Consider the following 17,294-nt stretch of genomic DNA (forward strand, 5'->3'; position numbering starts at 1 on the left):
AGTCCCCCCTGGGGACAGACCCCAGACTTCAAGCCGCCTTGGCGTCGGCGTCCACGTCCCCATCGTCATCGGCCTCGAACACGGCCAGGTCCGTCTCGCCCATGACCCGGCTGGTGACCGTGCCCGCCGTGATCGAACCGGACACGTTCAGGGCCGTGCGGCCCATGTCGATCAGCGGCTCGATCGAGATCAGGAGGCCGGCCAGCGCGACCGGCAGGTTCATCGTCGACAGCACGATCAGCGCCGCGAACGTGGCGCCGCCGCCCACGCCGGCCACGCCGACCGAGCCGATCATGACGACCGCCAGCAGCGGTACCAGGAACGCGGCCGTGTACGGGTCGATGCCGACGGTGGGCGCGATCATCACGGCCAGCATGGCGGGATAGATGCCGGCGCAGCCGTTCTGGCCGATGGTGGCGCCGAACGAGGCGGCGAAGTTGGCGATGCCTTCCGGCGTGCCCAGGCGCCGGGTCTGCGTCTGTACGTTCATCGGGATGGCGCCGGCGCTGCTGCGCGAGGTGAACGCGAACGTCAGCACCGGCAGGATCTTCTTCGCGAAGCGCAGCGGGTTCAGGCCGGTGCCGGCGACGATCGCCAGGTGCACGCCGAACATCAGCAGCAGCGCGCTGTACGAGGCCGCCACGAAGCCCAGCAGGTTCATGATGTCGGCGTAGCTGGAGGTGGCCACGACCTGCGTCATCAGCGCGAAGACGCCATACGGCGTCAGGCGCAGCACGATGGTGACGATGCGCATGACGATCGCGTGCGCCACCTTGACGAAGTGGTCGAACGAGACGAACAGCTCGGGTTTCTTGTCGGCGATGCCGTGGGCGGCGATGCCGACGAAGACGGAAAAGATGACGACCGCGATGGTGGAGGTCTTGCGTCCGCCCGTCATGTCGAGGAACGGATTGGCCGGCAGGAACGACAGGATCATGCCGGGCAGCGACAGCGCCTGGGCGTCCGCCAGCTTGCCCTGCAGGTAGGCGCCGCGCGCCACCTCGGCCTCGCTGGCCGTCAGCCCGACGGCCGTCAGCCCGAACAGCTTGGCCATCAGGATGCCCAGCGCGGCGGCGATGACGGTCGTGATCATCAAGGTGCCGATCGTCAGCGCGCTGATCTTGCCCAGCGAACTGGCGTTGCGCAGCTTCAGGATGGCCGCCACGATCGACACCATGATCAGCGGCATCACGATCATCTGCAGCAGCTTGACGTAGCCGCTGCCGACGATGTCGAGGTAGTCGCCGGTCGTCTTGAGCACGGGACTGGCGGCGCCGTACAGGCCCTGCAGCGCCGCGCCCAGCAGCACGCCCAGGCCGAGCGCCGTGAACACGCGCACCGTGAAGGTGGCGTGCTGCTTCTGCTGGCGGTACAGGAAGGCCAGAACGGCGAGGGCGACGGCAAGGTTGAGGACGATGGCAAGGGTGGGATTCATGGGTGCTTCCAGGGTTGTTGTCCCGGCGATTTTATCGGAATTGCCACGACTCTACCGGAAGGCGTGCGACTTGCTCAGCCGGAGTCTGCGAATATTCACGCATATCCATATGCAAGCAAAGCCGCATGAAAGCCCTGATCAAACTATTTGCCTTCGGTTATGTCGCCATCTCGCTGTTGTTCTGGATCAGCGGGCTGGCGCTGGTCGGCATGGCCGGGTTCGAAATCTGGGAGGCCGTGATGCCCGGCGACGAGGGGGGCACGCAGCCGCGCTTCGTCCGCATCCTGGAGTGCATCGGCCTGCTGACCATCGCCGTCGCCGCGTTCGAGCTGGGCCAGACCGTGCTGGAAGAGGAGGTGCAGCGCTCCGCCAATATCAGCACACCAACGCGGGTGCGCCGCTTCATGTCGCGCTTCATGATCGCCGTCATCGTCTCGCTGGCGATCGAATGCCTGGTATCGGCCTTCCAGTCGCTGCACGGCCATCCCGAGCTGTTGCCGCACGCGGCCGTCATCGGGCTGTGCGCGGCGGCGCTGCTGCTGGCCTGGGGCGGCTTCATCCGCCTGAACATTCCGGCCGAGCACCTGGAGCCCCAGGCCATGGAAGATGCCCAGGCCGAAGATGATAAGATCGAAACATAAATTACTCGGCGTAAATTATTTATTCTCATCACCAGGATAAACTGTCAACTGCCGTGCGCTTGCGTGTGGTAAGTCCGCCACACAACATTTGCGTGCCATGCCCCTGAGAGGGCTGTTGCCCCCACTTTGCAGATGCAAGTGTCTTTTCCCCATGGTAAATTGCCACATGGAAAAAATGCTTGGAGCGGAAAAATGACGGTCAAGATCAGCGGTCCCATCTTCTTTGGCAGCATGATCGACGAGGAACAGATCGGCACGGACGGCAACGACATCTTCGTTGGCGGATTCGGTGTCGATGGCGCCGGCGATGCCGGCAACGACACCATTCGCGCCGGCGCTGGCGACGACCTGCTCTTCGCTGCCGAAGGGGCCGATCTGCTCGACGGCGGCAGCGGCATCGACGAAGCCGACTATTCCGGCGTCGCCAGTGGGGTCACGGTCAGCCTGGCGAGCGGCAGCGCCTTCGACGGCGCTGCCACGGATACGCTGGCCGGCATCGAAAACGTCAGCGGCTCCGCGTTCGGCGACGCGCTGACGGGCGACGCCGGCTTTAATATCCTGACCGGCAACGGCGGCGACGACACACTGGACGGCGGCGCCGGCTTCGACATGGTTTCCTACCGCAACGCGGCGGGCGGCGTCAGCGTCAACCTGGCGCTGGGCACGTCCGGCGGTGCCGATGGCGCCGACTGGCTGTTCAACTTCGAAGGCGTGCAGGGTTCGCGCTTCGGTGACCTGCTGACGGGCGACGCCGGCGGTAACCTGCTCGACGGCCAGGCCGGCAACGACACGCTGACCGGCGGCGCGGGCAACGACACCCTGGCCGGCGGCAGCGGCGACGACACGGCCGTGTTCAGCGGCCTGCTGTCGGAGTACACGATCGCGACGGGCAGCGACGGCCGCGTCACCGTGACCGACCTGCGCAGCGGCCGCGACGGCACCGACATGCTGTTCGGTATCAGCCATCTGAAATTCGCCGACCAGACCCTGAACCTGACCCAGGTCGACCGCGAAGTGGCGTCGCTGGGCACGGCCACGGCGGGCGCCAGCGTCGCCAACCTGCTGGACGGCTCCTACGTGGTGGCCTACACGGCGACGGACGGCAGCGGCGACGGCATCTGGTTCCGCAAATTCGGCGTCGACGGCGTGGCCATCGACGGCGCCGCCGCGGCCATCAACGGCGCGACGGCGGGCGCACAGCGCGCTCCCGCGCTGGCCGGCCTGTACGACGGCGGCTGGGTGGCCGTCTACCAGAGCGCGACGGCCAACGGCTGGGACATCGTGCTGCAGCGCTTCAATGCCGACGGCAGCCGCGCCGGCGCCGAGCAGGTGCTGGGCAGTGCCGACGACCAGGTCCAGCCGGCGGTGGCGGTGACACCGGACCGCGGCTTCGTGGTCACGTGGCACGGCAAGGCGGCGGACGGCACGCAGGACGTGTTCGCGCAAAAATTCGACGGTGCCGGCCAGGCGATGGGCAGCGCGTTCACGGTCAACACGACCGTGGCGGGCGACCAGTCCGGCGCGGCGGTGGCGGAGCAGGAAAACGGTTATCTGCTGGCATGGCAGTCCGTCAACGGCAGCAGCAATGGCGTGATGGTGCAGTCGTTCCGCTGGGATGGCGAACGCGCCGGCACCGAACTGAAACTGGCAAGCACCGGCGTGGTGGGCAACGTCGAGGCGGCGTCCCTGTACAGCCCGGGCGCCGGTGCCGTCAACGGTGCCGTGGTCAGCTGGATCCAGGACGACGGCAACGCCGCGACGCCGGACGACACCGTGATGTTCCAGCGCTTCAATGCGGACGGCAACGCCGTCGGCGCCGCCGTGGCGGTCGCCAGCGCGGGCTTCCAGCAGGCCCAGTCCGTCACGGGCCTGGCCGACGGCAGCTTCCTGGTTGCCTGGGACAGCCTGGCCAGCGACGGCACCTCCACCGTCATGGCGCGCCATTACCTGGCCAGCGGCGCGCCCGCCGGCGCGGCGTTCCAGGTCAGCCAGAGCCCCGTGCAGGGTCGCGCCACGGTGACCGGCCTGGTCGAGACGGCCGGCGGCAACGTGGCAGTGAGCTGGACCGTCAAGGCGGCCGACGGCAGCGCGCGCGTCCATCAACAAGTGATCGGCTACGACGGCGGCGCCGAATTCGTCGCTGCCGCCAGCACGGGCACGGCGCCGGCCGCGCCCAGCCTGGAACTGGCGCAGACCGACGACGCCGTGAGCAGCGGCCGCGGCGACAGCGGGAGCGGCGAGACCTTGCTGGTCAGCGGCACGGCCGATGCCGGTGCCCTGATCACGCTGTATGACGCCGGTGTCGTGGTGGGCACGGCCACGGCGGACGGCAACGGCCGCTGGTCGAAGCAACTGGCCGATGTCGATCCCGGCAATCACGCTTTCACGGCCACGGCGACCGATGCGCTGGGGCAGGTCAGTCCCGCCAGCCTGCCGGTCTCGGTAACGGTCGCTGCCGATGACAGCAGTGCCGTCACCCCGGTACCGGTGCCGCCGCCCGCACCGGCACCTGCGCCGGCACCTGCGCCGGCACCAGCACCAGCACCAGCACCGGCACCTGCGCCGGCACCGGCACCGGCACCTGCACCAGCACCGGCACCGGCACCAGCACCAGCACCAGCACCAGCACCAGCACCAGCGCCGGCGCCGGCGCCAAGCAACCCCAGCAGCGGCAACCTGCCGACCGTGCCGGACAAGCTGCCCAACGGTGGCAACAGCGGCGATCGCGTCACGCTGTCGCTGGGCGCATCGGCCGCCTACGATGGTGGCGCCGGCCTCGACACGGCCGCGGTCGCCGCCCGGCACGAGAAGTTCACGCTGGCCAAGACAGGCGACACGTGGCAAGTGACGGACACCACCACCGGCAAGGTCAGCGCGCTGACGAATGTGGAGCGGCTGGCGTTTGCCGACGTGACGGTGGCGCTGGATACGAACGGCGTGGCCGGGCAGGCCTACCGCCTGTACCAGGCCGCGTTCGACCGCGCGCCGGACCTGCCGGGCCTGGGCCATTGGATCGGCAAGCTGGACCAGGGCGCAACGCTGGTCAGCGTCGCCCAGGCCTTCCTGGCGTCGCCGGAGTTCACCCGCCTGATGGGCACGACCGCGCCGACGGACGAGGCGTTCGTGACGGCGATGTACCGCAACGTGCTGCATCGCACGCCGGATGCGGAAGGCAAGCAGTTCTGGCTGGACAAGCTGAAGGCCGGGGTGTCGCGCGAGGTGGTGCTGACGGGCTTCTCGGAATCGGCCGAGAACCAGGCGGCTGTCGCGGACGACACGGCCGCTGGCATCGCCTACGTGCCGGACGTGACCACCAGCGCGGGCACGGCCGGCAACGACCGGGTCACGCTGTCGACTGCGGCACCCGTCAAGTTCGACGGCGGCAGCGGCCGTGACACGGCCGTGATCGGTGCCGAGCATGCCAGCTTCGCGCTGAAGAAGTCGGGCAGCGGCTGGGACATGGTGGACGCCGCGACCGGCAGCGTCAGCACGCTGACGAACGTGGAGCGACTGGCGTTCGCCGACGTGACGGTGGCGCTCGACGTCGACGGTGTCGCGGGACAGGCGTTCCGCCTGTACCAGGCGGCCTTCGACCGGGCGCCGGACCTGGCTGGCCTGGGCCTGTACATCGGCAAGCTCGACCAGGGAGCCTCCCTGGCCAGCGTGGCACGGGCCTTCATCGCCTCGCCGGAGTTCACCACGCTGATGGGCAGCGCCGCGCCAAGCGACGAGGCCTTCGTCGCCGCGATGTACCACAACGTGCTGCACCGCGACCCGGATGCGGCCGGCCTGCAGTACTGGCTCGGCAAGCTGCATGACGGCATGGCCCGCGAAGTGGTGCTGACGGGCTTCTCGGAATCGGCCGAGAACCAGGCCGCGCTGGTCGGCGTCACCGCGCAAGGCATCGAGTACATCCCGTTCGGGTGATACGGGCGACGACGGGCACCCGGCGTTGGCTGGGGGCCCGTCACCGCAGGTTGCTCACCGCAGCGCCAGTCGGCATGCCTGCAGGCAGCGCAGCACCCGTCCCAGCAGCAAGCCATTCAACAGGCCCAGCGCCATGCCGGCCGTCATCGCGAACAGCGCGTGGTCTTGCCAGGCCGGCGCCATGGCGGCCACGACGGCCAGCGCATAGCGGCCGCAGAACACCCCCAGCATCGACACCAGCGGCAGCCAGCTGCCGCGCTGCGTGACCGTGCCGGCCGCCCGGTCGACGGCGACGATGGCCTGTGCGCCCAACTGCCAGGCGATCGCCGCACCAACCGCCGCGCCCGCCAGCCAGGTGCTGGCCGATGCCGGCGTCAGGCCGAAGCGGCGCCCGATCTCCTGCAGCGCCAGGCCCGCCATCACGAGCGCAACGATGGCGACCGCGCGCACGGTCGTGGTGCGCTCGCGGCTGGCGGCGACGCCGCGGTTCACCAGGAAGGCCAGGATGGCCCAGACGTAGAGCGGAGTGTGGCTGACGATCTGGCTGATGGCATGTTGCATGTTGTTCTCCTGGTTGTCGATGGCGCCATGATGCCGGGCCGGACCGGGGCGGGCCAGCCGCTTGCGACGAAACCGGGGCCGGGCGGCGCGAAACGGTCCGGCACGGCGGCAAGACCGCCATTCGGGAGAGCCGGCGCTGTCCTGTCCAGCATGGCGACAATGACAAGGCGATTCTTTTATAGTTGGTCGACCTATGAAAGGAGCGTCATGCCTACCCTGAACATCAACGGCACCGATACCGCGCTGGACGTGCCGGACGACATGCCCATCCTGTGGGCACTGCGCGACGTGGCCGGCCTGACCGGCACCAAGTTCGGCTGCGGCGTCGCCCTGTGCGGCGCCTGCACCGTGCACCTGGACGGCCAGCCGGTCCGCTCCTGCGTCACGCCCGTCTCGGCCGCCGCCGGCAAGAAGATCGTCACTATCGAGGCCGTCGGCCAGGACCCCGTCGGCGCCAGGGTGCAGGACGCCTGGCGCCAGATCGACGTGGTGCAGTGCGGCTACTGCCAGTCGGGCCAGATCATGGCCGCCACCGCGCTGCTGCGCGCCACGCCGAAGCCGAGCGATGCGGACATCGACAACGCCATGTCGGGCAATATCTGCCGCTGCGGCACCTACGGGCGCATCCGCGCCGCCATCAAGATCGCGGCCGCGAAATAAGGAGACGCCATGGGTTATATGAAAGACGTGGACGGCATGACGTCGGCGGCGCGCCGCCGCTTCCTGCGCGTGGGCGCGGCCGCGGGCGGCGGCCTGTTGGTGAGCTTCCTGCTGCCCGGCTGCGAGCGCAAGGAATCGGATCGCAAGGAGCCGCCGTCCGAGAAGGCCGTCGGCCAGGCCGCCACCGCGGTCTCGGACCGGGCGCCGGGCCTGGCGCCGAACGCCTTCATCCGCATCGGCCGCGATGGCCTCGTCACCCTGGTCATGCACAAGGTCGAGATGGGGCAGGGCACCTACACGGCGATCCCGATGCTGATCGCCGAGGAGCTGGGCGTGGACCTGGCCAAGGTGAAGCTGGAGCATGCGCCGGCGGACAACAACCTGTACAGCGATCCGCTGCTGGGCGGCCAGGTCACGGGCGGCTCCACCTCGGTGCGCGGCGCCTGGAAGCCACTGCGCGAGGCGGGTGCGGCCGCGCGCCACGTGCTGATACAGGCCGCGGCGCAGCAGTGGAACGTGGCGCCGGAACAGCTGGCGGTGGCCAACGGCGCGGTCACGCATGCCGCCACCCGGCGCACCGCCCATTTCGGCGAGCTGGTGGACGCGGCGGCAAAGCTGCCGGCGCCCAGGACGGTGGCGTTGAAGGACCCGGCCACCTACACCCTGATCGGCAAGAAGCACGCCCGGCTCGACTCGCCGCCGAAGCTGGACGGCAGCGCGCTGTTCGGCATCGACGCCAAACTGCCCGGGATGGCGATCGCCACGGTGGCGGCGGCGCCGGTGGTTGGCGGCAAGCTGAGAAGCGTGGACGAGCAGAAGGCGCTGGCCGTCAAGGGCGTGCGCCAGGTGCTGAAGATCGACAATGCGGTGGCCATCGTGGCCGACCATATGTGGGCCGCCAGGCAGGGCCTGGCGGCGGCCGCGCCGCAATGGGACGACGGCGAGCACGCCAACCTGTCGACGGCGTCGATCGTCACCGAGATGATGAACGCGTCGCGCAAGACCGGCGCCGTCGCCACCGACAAGGGCGATGCGCTGAAGGCATTGGGCAAGGGAGGCGGGCGCAAGATCGAGGCGGTGTACGAGATGCCATTCCTGGCGCATGCGACGATGGAGCCGATGAACTGCCTGGTCGACCTGCGCGCGGATGGCTGCGACCTGTATTGCGGCACCCAGGTGCCCAGCCTGGCGCAGGGCGCGGCGGCGCAACTGACCGGGCTGCCGCTGGAGCAGGTCAGGGTGCACAACTTCTACCTGGGCGGCGGCTTCGGCCGCCGGCTGGAAGTCGATTACGTGACGCAGGCGGTGGCCTTCGCCAAACTGCTGGCCAAGCCGGGGCCGGTGAAGTTCGTCTGGACCCGCGAGGAGGACATCCAGCACGACATGTACCGGCCCTACTACATGGACCGGCTGGCCGCCCGGCTGGACGAGAAGGGCATGCCGCTGGCGTGGTTCCACCGCGTAACGGGATCGTCCGTGATGGCGCGCTTCGCGCCGCCGGCAGTGAAGAACGGCGTCGACCCGGACGCGGTCGAGGGCGCGGCCGACCTGCAGTATTCGATTCCGGGGCTGCGCGTGGAGTACATGCGCCACGAACCGCCGCTGCCGACGGCGTTCTGGCGCGGCGTGGGGCCGACCCACAACGTGTTCGTGGTGGAGAGCTTCATCGACGAACTGGCGCATGCCGCGAAGCAGGACCCGGTGGCGTATCGCCGCGCGCTGCTGGACAAGTCGCCGCGCCTGCTGGCGGTACTGAACCTGGCGGCCGAGAAGGCCGGCTGGACGACGCCCATGCAAGCGGTGGCCGGCCGCAAGGTGGGCAGGGGCGTGTCGGCGCAGTTCGCGTTCGGCAGCTACATGGCGCAGATCGCCGAGGTGTCGGTGGGGCCGGATGGCGACGTGCGGGTGCACCGGGTGGTGTGCGCGCTCGATTGCGGCCAGGCGATCAACCCGGACGGCATCGTGGCGCAGATGGAAGGCGGCATCGTGTTCGGCCTGACGGCGGCGCTGTGGGGCGAGATCACGCTGGAGCGCGGCCGCGTCAAGCAGTCCAACTTCGGCGACTACCGCATGATGCGGATGAACGAGTCGCCGACCATCGAGGTCCACATCGTCAACAGCCGCGACGAGCCGGGCGGCATCGGCGAGCCCGGCACGGCCGGTATCGCGCCGGCGCTGTCGAACGCCATCTTCGCCGCGACGGGGCAGCGGCTGCGCAAGCTGCCAGTGGCTTCAGTGCTCAAAAAAGCGTGATGTTGGGGTCTGTCCCCGTGCGGGGAGCGCAGCAGGGGTTTCGAGGAGCCCCGCTCCTCGCCTGCGCAGCGGTGCCGGCCTGCTAGACGGCACCAAGACCCTTGCACGCTGCCGCCACCAGCGCCAGCAAGCTGTCCGGCCGCACCGGCTTGACGAGGTATTCGTCGAACCCGGCCGCCAGCGCGCGCGCACGGTCCTCCAGCTGGCCGTAGCCGGACAGCGCGATGGCGAACAGGCGCCGCCCGCGCGGCTGTTCATGTTCCTGCGCGCGCAAGCGCGCGATCACCTCCAGCCCGTCCAGTTGCGGCAGGCCGATATCGCAGATCAGCACGTCGAAGTCCTCCGCCAGCGCCAGCGCCAGGCCTCCGCGGCCGTCGTAGGCGGCCGTGACCGCATACTGGTCCAGCATCAGGAAGCTTTTCAGCGTGTCGCACACGTCCACGTTGTCCTCGATCAGCAGCACCCGGGAGGCGCCATGCGCGAGGCTCTCGACCGTGGGCACGGCGGCCGGTGCCGCGCCGGCCGCGCCGGCCGGCAGCTCGAGCGTGAAACGGCTGCCCAGCCCGACACCGTCGCTGTACGCCTGCACCGTGCCGCCATGCATCTGGACGAGGTTGCGCACGACGTTCAGGCCGACGCCCAGGCCGCCCTCGGAACGCGCCAGCGAGCGCGGGCCCTGCGTGAACAGGTCGAAGATATGCGGCAGCACGGCCGGGTCGATGCCGGTGCCGTCGTCGCTGACCACCAGGCGCACGCCCAGTTCGCAGGCTTCCGAGCGCAGCGCGATGGTGCCGCCATCCTGGGTGTACTTGGAGGCGTTGCCCAGCAGGTTCGACAGCACCTGGGTCAGGCGCACCCGGTCGCCGTCCAGCGCCAGGGCGGGATCGTGCAGGGCGACACGCAGTTGCTGGCGCCGTTCGGCGATGCGCGGCTGCACCGTCTCCAAGGCCCGTTCGACGACGTCGCCCAGCGCCAGCGGCGCGATGGTCAGGTTGATCTTGCCGCTGCTGATGCGGGCCGCGTCGAGCAGGTCGTCCAGCAGGCGCGCCATGTGCTCGACCTGGCGGCTGATCACGCCGCGCAAGGCGGCCAGTTCGGGTGTCAGCTGCGGCATGCGTTCCAGCATGGCGGCCGCCATGCTGATCGGCGCCAATGGATTGCGCAGCTCGTGCGCCAGCATGGCCAGGAACTCGTTCTGGCGGCGGTTGGCGGCCTCGGCCTCGTCCTGCAGGCTTTGCGCGTTGACCGTGGCCATGACGAGGTGGGCGTTGGCCTCGCGCAGCTGGGCGTTCTCGGAACGGGCCTCGACCAGCGCGGCGCGCAATTGCGCTTCGCGCAGCGTCGCGTCGTCGGTATCCGGCTGATCGAGGTCCGCCATCGGTGCCTAGAAGTCGCCTTGCTGCGCCGAGGGACGGCCGGACAGCAGGCCGTCGAAATGCACGCGGGTCGCGTCCACCTCGATGCCGTCGTCCGTGATGCGGAACGTCCGCAGCGCGTGGCTGTGCGACACGCCGCGCATCTTGACGACGGCGATCACCTTGCGCAGCTCGCCTTCCATCTCGACGTAGCGCATGGCGATGATGCCGTCGGTCAGGAACGACACCTCCGCCTCGGAGAAGCGCAGCTCGGTGAAACGGTCCTCCATGCCCAGCGTGACGAGCACGGTGACGCCCACTTTCGCCAGGCTGGACAGGATGCGGAACACCGACAGGCGAAACTCGCGACGGAACTCCGGCGCCAGGTACAGCAGCACCTCGGACAGCGAATCGAGCACGACGCGCTTGGCGCCGGTCCTGGCGATGGCGTCCATCAGCTCGTGCAGCAGCTCGTCGACGGACAGGTCGAGCGAGCGGCTTTCGACCACCGTCACATGGCCGGCCTGCACCATGTCGGCCAGCGCGGCATTGCGCAGGCGCGACGTGCCTTTTTCGAAATACGCGGCCACGCCTTTCTCGCCCTGGCGCACGCCCTCGGCCAGGAATTGCGTGCCCAGGATCGTCTTGCCGGAACCGGACGGCCCGGCCACCAGCACCGAATGGCCTTCCGGGATGCCGCCGTGCAGCAGGATGTCCAGCGACGGCACGCCGGACGAGATGCGGCGCTTGTCGCGGTCGACCGCAGCGCCTTCGTGGCGGTCCTCGGCCAGCGGCGGCAGCAGGCGCGGGAAGATGCGCAGGCCGTCGTTGCCCATGCGGAAGGTGTGCGTGCCCGCCATGTGGGCCTGGCCGCGCATCTTGACGATGCGGATCTTGCGCACGATCGAGTTGTCCTGTTGCGACTGCGACAGCGAGAACACGCCGTCGGCCACCGTCATGATCGGGTTGGCCTCGGCATCGACGTGGGCATACTCGCCGATCAGGAAGCTGGTGGCCTGCCAGCTCGTCATGCGCGTGCCCAGCTCCTGGATGAAGTGCTGCAGGTCGGCCACGCCCTCGCTGCCGGCGCGGGCGGTCTGCGCCACCGAGCGGAACGAGTCGACGAACACCAGGCTGGGCGAGAAATCCTCGACCTCGCGCATGATGCGCTCGAGCACGCCGGAGAAATCGCCGGCGCGCAGGTCCTCGGCCAGGTTGACGTAGCGGATCGCGCTGCCGACCTTGTCCAGGTCGAAGAAATCGTACTGCTGCTGGTAGCGCAGCATCTTCAGCGGCGGCTCGCCCAGAACGGTAAAGAACAGCGCGCGCCGCTCCGGGCTCGCCAGCGTGAACATGATCTGGTGCGCCAGGGTGGTCTTGCCGCTGCCGGGAGCGCCGGCGATGAGGTTGAAGGAATACTCGCCCAGGCCGCCGCCGAGCAGTGTGTCCAGTCCCGGCACGCCGGTTGCCAGCATTCCCAAGCTTACTTTGTCGGTCATTTACTTCTGCTCCCCTGCATTCTTTTGTGTCTGCGCGCCGTTCCAGGCAGCGTCCAGTAGCCTCGTCGTCAACGCCGCGCCGATCAGGTCGGACAGCAGTCCGGTGAAGGTCAGCAGCAGGGCGGTGTTCGCCTCTACGGCAAGCGCGGGCTCGACCCCGCGCAAGTCCCCGCTCAGTGTCTGGAACAGTGTGTCCAGCGGGGGCGAGGAAGGGCCGGCGGTCAGCCAGCCATAGCGTCCCGCCAGCAGGCGGGCGGTACGGCCATACAGGGCGGCCAGGCCGCTGTCGCCGATCAGGGGGCTCAGGTGCTGCGCCAGTGCGCGCCATGGCAGCAGGTGGTGATCCGCGATCCCGGCCGCGGCGCCGCCGTCGGGCTGCGCCAGCATCGCGTGGATCAGTTGCTGGCGCTTGTCATCTTTATTATCCATGCATGCTGATCGGTGTGGAAAGTTTGCTAGAGCGGCCATGCCGCTGTCCGGCGCCATTATAGCGGCCGGCCGGAAGCGCGGCGCTACTGCTGCGCAGCGCCGCGGGCATGCGGCTACCGTCATGGTGGCATCGACCGTGCAATTTAGCAAACGAAAGCTGCGGGCCGCACGGTCTCTGCAGGAAATGGCAGCGCGTGCTATCCTGCCCGGCTTCATTTTTAGCGGCCCCATCAACCGGGCTCCGTGTCATGTCCGCATCCGTCCCTTCCGATCCGCATCTTTCCGCCACGCTTCCCACCATCATCGCGCCGCGCGGCGCCGGCCTGGCCGAACTGGCGCTGGCCGTCGGCGGCCTGGCCATCGGCACCGGCGAATTCGCCTCGATGAGCATCCTGCCGCTGGTCGCCCAGGACCTGGGCACCACGCTGCCGGCGATGGGCCACATGATCAGCGCGTACGCGCTGGGCGTCGTCGTCGGCGCGCCGTTGATCACGATCTTCCTGGCGCGCATGCCGCGCCGCCTGATGCTGGTCTGCCTGATGCTGATGTTCGCCGTCGGCAATTTCCTCGGCGCGCTGGCGCCCACGCCGGGCCTCCTGATCGCCGCCCGTTTCGTGGCCGGCATTCCGCACGGCGCCTACTTCGGCGTGGCCGCGCTGGTGGCCGCCGCGCTCGTCACGGCCGACAAGCGCGCCCAGGCCGTGTCGCGCGTCATGCTGGGCCTGACCGTCGCCAATATCGTCGGCGTGCCGCTGGCGACCTGGCTGGGCCAGGTGCTGGGCTGGCGCTCCGCGTTCGTCATCGTCGGAGCCCTCGGCCTGCTGACGGCGGCGCTGGTGGCCGTGTTCCTGCCGCCGATCGCGGCGGGCAATGCCAGCCCGCGCGGCGAGCTGGGCGTGTTCCGCCGGCTGCAGGTGTGGCTGACCCTGCTGATGGTGGCGATCGGCTTCGGCGGCCTGTTCGCGCTGTACACCTATGTGACGCCGACGTTACAGCAGATTACCCATGCGTCGCCGCTGGCCATTTCCGTGCTGCTGGGCCTGATGGGCGTCGGCATGACGGTGGGCAACCTGGTGGGCGGCTGGCTGGCCGACCGCTCGCGCACCGCCACGATCTGCGGCGTGCTGGTGTGGAACGCGCTGGCGCTGGCCTGTTTCAGCTGGACCAGCGCGCACCTGTGGCTGGCCGGCCTGAACCTGTTCCTGATCGGCACCGGCATCGCCGTCGTGCCCGCCGTGCAGACGCGGCTGATGGACGTGGCCGGCGACGCCCAGACCGTGGCCGCCGCGCTGAACCACTCCGCCTTCAATATCGCCAATGCACTGGGCGCCTGGGCCGGCGGCCTGGCCATCGCGGCCGGCCTGGGCCTGACCTCGACGGGGCTGGTGGGCGCCGTGCTGGCGCTGGGCGGCATTGCCGTGCTGGCCGTGTCGCTGGCGCTGGAGCGGCGCGCCGTGGCGGCGCCAGCGCTGGCACCTGCCTGCAAATAAACGCGGCAGCCGGGGAACTTCGGCCGGCCCGGAGCGCTCCAAGCATGAAAGAAACGAGCGCGGCCGGCAATACGCGTGACGGCGCACGGGCTTGCGAGTACGATCAGCACGATACGATTGCATCCTGAAAGGCGGCGGGCACTGGCCCGCCGAGATCGCGTGGCGCGGCAGGGGACGTATGGACATGATGCATGATCCGCGAGACTGGCAGCTGGACCGTTATGCGGGCCTGCTGGGGCCTTTCCTGAACCAGTTGCGTGACTACGCGCTGTACATCCTCGATACCAGGGGCTTCATCCGCAGCTGGAACGAAGGCGCCGAGCAGCTGAAGGGCTATGCTGCGCAAGAGATCCTTGGCAAGCATTTTTCCATCTTTTACACGCCGGAGGACCGGGCCGCCGGCAAGCCGGCCCAGGCCCTGGCGGCGGCCGCCCGCGACGGCAGCTTCCAGGCCGAGGGCGAGCACCTGCGTGCGGACGGCTCGCGCTTTTGCGCGGCCATTCATATCAGCACCCTGCGCGATCGCGCCGGCCACCCGCGTGGCTTCGTCAAGCTGACGCGCGACATCAGCGCGACCAGGGCGGCCGAGGCCGCGCTGCGCGAAAGCGAGGCGCGTTTCCGCGCCCTGTTCGAGCACAGCAACGATGCCATCGTGCTGGCGTCGCTGGAAGGGCAGATCCTGTCCGTCAACCCGGCCGCCTGCCACCTATTCGGCTATACCGAGCAGGAATTCGTGCGCCGCCAGCGCGACGATATCGTCGACATGTCCGATCCCCGCGTCGAGCCGGCCTGCCACGAGCGCGCCCGCACGGGCGAGGCGACGGCGGAGCTGACGTTCATCCGCAAGGACGGCAGCCGGTTCCAGGGCAGCGTCACATCCAGCCAGTGGCAGGAGGGCGCAGGCCGCCAGCTCACCAGCCTGCTGATACAGGATATCTCGCGCCGCAAGGCCGAGCAGGAAGCCTTGCGCCAGAGCGAGAGCCGGGCGCGCCTGCTGTACGAATACGCGCCGGTCGGCATCGTGCTGTCCGACCTGGAAGGACGGCTGACGTTTGCCAACCGCAAGTTCGTCGAGATGTCCGGCTATGCGCCCGAGGAGCTGGCGGGGTTTTCCTACCTGAACCTTTCAATTCCGGAGGAAGCCCCGACCACCGCCGAACTGATGCGCAAGCTGTTCCACGGCGAGGTCGGTACCGTCTGCCGCGAGCGCCATATGCGCCGCAAGGACGGCAGCGCGTTCTGGGTGCGCATTACCGCCGGGGTGCTCCTGGACGAGGGCGGACGGCCGGAATACGCGATCGGCGTGTTCGAGGACATCTCCGAACACCGCCACGCCGAGGAGGCCGTGCGGCGCAGCGAGGAGCGCTTTCGCGCCACCTTCGAGAACGCGCCGCTGGGCATCTTCGAGGCCTCGCTCGACTGCCGCATCCAGAACGTCAACACCAAGCTGCTCGACATGCTGGGCTACCGGCGCGAGGAACTGACCGGCAAGTCGCTGCTGGACCTGACCCACCCGACCGACCTGGAACAGACGATGCAGATGTTCGGCCAGTTGCGCGCGGGGGCTATCAGCCAGTATGTGCTGGAGAAGCGCTACCTGCGCAAGGACCAGTCGTTCCTGTGGGTCAAGGTGACGATGTCGCTGCCGCGCCAGGACGGCCAGCCGCAGTACACCATCGCCATCGTCGAGGACATCACGGAGCGCAAGAAGGCCCAGGAGGACCTGCGCCGCGCGATGGAGCAGTCCTACCACCTGGCCAACCACGACCCGCTGACCGGCCTGGCCAATCGGGCCCAGTTCAACGACCGCCTGCGCGACGCGCTGGCCTATGCCCGGCGCGACGAGCACATGGTGGCGCTGCACCTCTTGGACCTGGACCGTTTCAAGTCGATCAACGACAGCATGGGCCACCATGTGGGCGACCTGCTGCTGCAGGCCGTGGCCGGGCGCATCACGTCGCATATCCGCGCCACCGACCTGGCGGCACGCCTCGGCGGCGACGAGTTCGTCGTGATCCAGACGCACCTGGCCGACCCGGCGGCGGCGGGCGCGCTGGCCGAGAAGCTCGTCGACGAGCTCAGCCGGCCCTACGTGCTGGAAGGCCAGGAAGCCCACAGCGGCGCCAGCATCGGCATCGCGCTGTATCCGAACGACGCGCGCGACGGGGAGGCGCTGATGAAACTGGCCGACCTGGCCTTGTACGAGGCCAAGCACCGCGGCCGCTACAACTACCAGCGCTACCGCGACGAAATGGGCGCGGCGGTGCGCGCGGCGCTGCGGCTGGAGCAGGAACTGCTGCGGGCATTGCGGGAAGACGAGCTGTGCCTGCACTACCAGCCCCAGTTCGACGTGCGCACGGGCCGCATCACGGGCGTCGAGACCTTGCTGCGCTGGCGTCACCCGCAGCGTGGCCTGCTGGCCGCGGCCGAATTCATCCAGGACGCGGAAAACGCCGGGCTGATGCTGCCCATCGGCGAGTGGACGCTGCACACGGCCTGCAGCGAGTACCGCGGCTGGCTGCGCGCCGGTTTCGACGCGCCGTTGACCCTGAACGTGTCGTCGCGCCAGCTGAAGCATCCGCGCTTCCTGCCCGTATTGCGGCGGGTGCTGCAGGAGACGGGCCTGCCGTGCGCGCGGCTGCAGCTCGAACTGCGCGAGAGCCTCTTGCTCGACCCGAAGTCGCCCGAGGTATTCCTGCGCCAGCTGAAAAGCAGCGGGGTACGGCTGGCGCTGGACAATTTCGGCACGGAACTGACGGCCTTGTCGTCCCTGTCGCGCTACCCGCTCGATGTCGTCAAGCCCAGCCGCGCACTGGTGCGCGAGTCGCTGTCGGGCGCACCGGCGAACTCGATGCTGGCCGCCATCGTCGGCGTGGCGCACGGCCTGAACATCCAGGTGTGCGCCGAAGGTGTCGAGACCGCGGCCGAACTGGCCTCGGTGCGCAGCCACGGCTGCGACTCGGCCCAGGGCAACCTGCTCAGCACGCCGCTGGAGGGGCATGAGATGGAGCGGATGATTGGCGAGCATCTGATGTGACGACACC

At 69.1% G+C, this 17,294-nt stretch carries 11 protein-coding genes; 6 read left to right on the forward strand and 5 right to left on the reverse strand.

What is annotated here, in order from left to right; all coding sequences use genetic code 11:
* Positions 1 to 28 precede the first annotated feature (28 nt).
* Positions 29 to 1,435, reverse strand: coding sequence for an L-cystine transporter (locus tag E7V67_007470; GenBank protein WUR14940.1), 1,407 nt, complete (start codon positions 1,433 to 1,435; stop codon positions 29 to 31).
* A gap of 125 nt (positions 1,436 to 1,560) precedes the next feature.
* Between E7V67_007470 and E7V67_007475 the strand changes: the two genes are divergently transcribed.
* Both E7V67_007475 and E7V67_007480 read left to right on the forward strand, forming a co-directional pair.
* Complete coding sequence (locus tag E7V67_007475; GenBank protein WUR14941.1) at positions 1,561 to 2,076, forward strand: hypothetical protein; 516 nt, start codon at positions 1,561 to 1,563, stop codon at positions 2,074 to 2,076.
* 192 nt (positions 2,077 to 2,268) lie between these two features.
* The gene (locus E7V67_007480; GenBank protein ID WUR14942.1) at positions 2,269 to 6,003 is read left to right on the forward strand and encodes a DUF4214 domain-containing protein; all 3,735 of its coding nucleotides are present in this window, start codon (positions 2,269 to 2,271) and stop codon (positions 6,001 to 6,003) included.
* Between the two features lie 54 nt (positions 6,004 to 6,057).
* On the opposite strand, the gene E7V67_007485 is transcribed toward E7V67_007480, so the two are convergent.
* The gene (locus E7V67_007485) at positions 6,058 to 6,564 is read right to left on the reverse strand and encodes a DUF6622 family protein (GenBank protein ID WUR14943.1); all 507 of its coding nucleotides are present in this window, start codon (positions 6,562 to 6,564) and stop codon (positions 6,058 to 6,060) included.
* 207 nt (positions 6,565 to 6,771) lie between these two features.
* On the opposite strand from E7V67_007485, the gene E7V67_007490 reads away from it, so the two are divergent.
* Both E7V67_007490 and E7V67_007495 read left to right on the forward strand, forming a co-directional pair.
* A complete protein-coding gene (locus E7V67_007490) occupies positions 6,772 to 7,224 on the forward strand; it encodes a (2Fe-2S)-binding protein (protein WUR14944.1) in 453 nt (150 codons plus the stop codon).
* 9 nt (positions 7,225 to 7,233) lie between these two features.
* Positions 7,234 to 9,477: a xanthine dehydrogenase family protein molybdopterin-binding subunit gene (locus E7V67_007495; protein WUR14945.1), complete on the forward strand. Its 2,244-nt coding sequence runs from the start codon at positions 7,234 to 7,236 to the stop codon at positions 9,475 to 9,477.
* 82 nt (positions 9,478 to 9,559) lie between these two features.
* Here the strand turns inward: E7V67_007495 and E7V67_007500 are convergent, their stop codons facing one another.
* From E7V67_007500 to E7V67_007510, 3 genes are read right to left on the reverse strand one after another with little or no spacing between them, the layout of a single operon-like run.
* Complete coding sequence (locus E7V67_007500; GenBank protein WUR14946.1) at positions 9,560 to 10,855, reverse strand: hybrid sensor histidine kinase/response regulator; 1,296 nt, start codon at positions 10,853 to 10,855, stop codon at positions 9,560 to 9,562.
* A gap of 6 nt (positions 10,856 to 10,861) precedes the next feature.
* On the reverse strand, positions 10,862 to 12,331 hold the full coding sequence (locus E7V67_007505; GenBank protein ID WUR14947.1) for an ATPase domain-containing protein: 1,470 nt from the start codon (positions 12,329 to 12,331) through the stop codon (positions 10,862 to 10,864).
* Positions 12,332 to 12,760, reverse strand: a complete 429-nt coding sequence (locus E7V67_007510; protein WUR14948.1) for a hypothetical protein — start codon at positions 12,758 to 12,760, stop codon at positions 12,332 to 12,334.
* A gap of 248 nt (positions 12,761 to 13,008) precedes the next feature.
* On the opposite strand from E7V67_007510, the gene E7V67_007515 reads away from it, so the two are divergent.
* On the forward strand, positions 13,009 to 14,250 hold the full coding sequence (locus E7V67_007515; GenBank protein ID WUR14949.1) for an MFS transporter: 1,242 nt from the start codon (positions 13,009 to 13,011) through the stop codon (positions 14,248 to 14,250).
* A gap of 178 nt (positions 14,251 to 14,428) precedes the next feature.
* On the forward strand, positions 14,429 to 17,287 hold the full coding sequence (locus E7V67_007520) for a PAS domain S-box protein (protein WUR14950.1): 2,859 nt from the start codon (positions 14,429 to 14,431) through the stop codon (positions 17,285 to 17,287).
* Positions 17,288 to 17,294 lie beyond the last annotated feature (7 nt).

This window comes from [Empedobacter] haloabium, from assembly GCA_008011715.2.
GTDB lineage: Bacteria > Pseudomonadota > Gammaproteobacteria > Burkholderiales > Burkholderiaceae_D > Rugamonas > Rugamonas haloabia.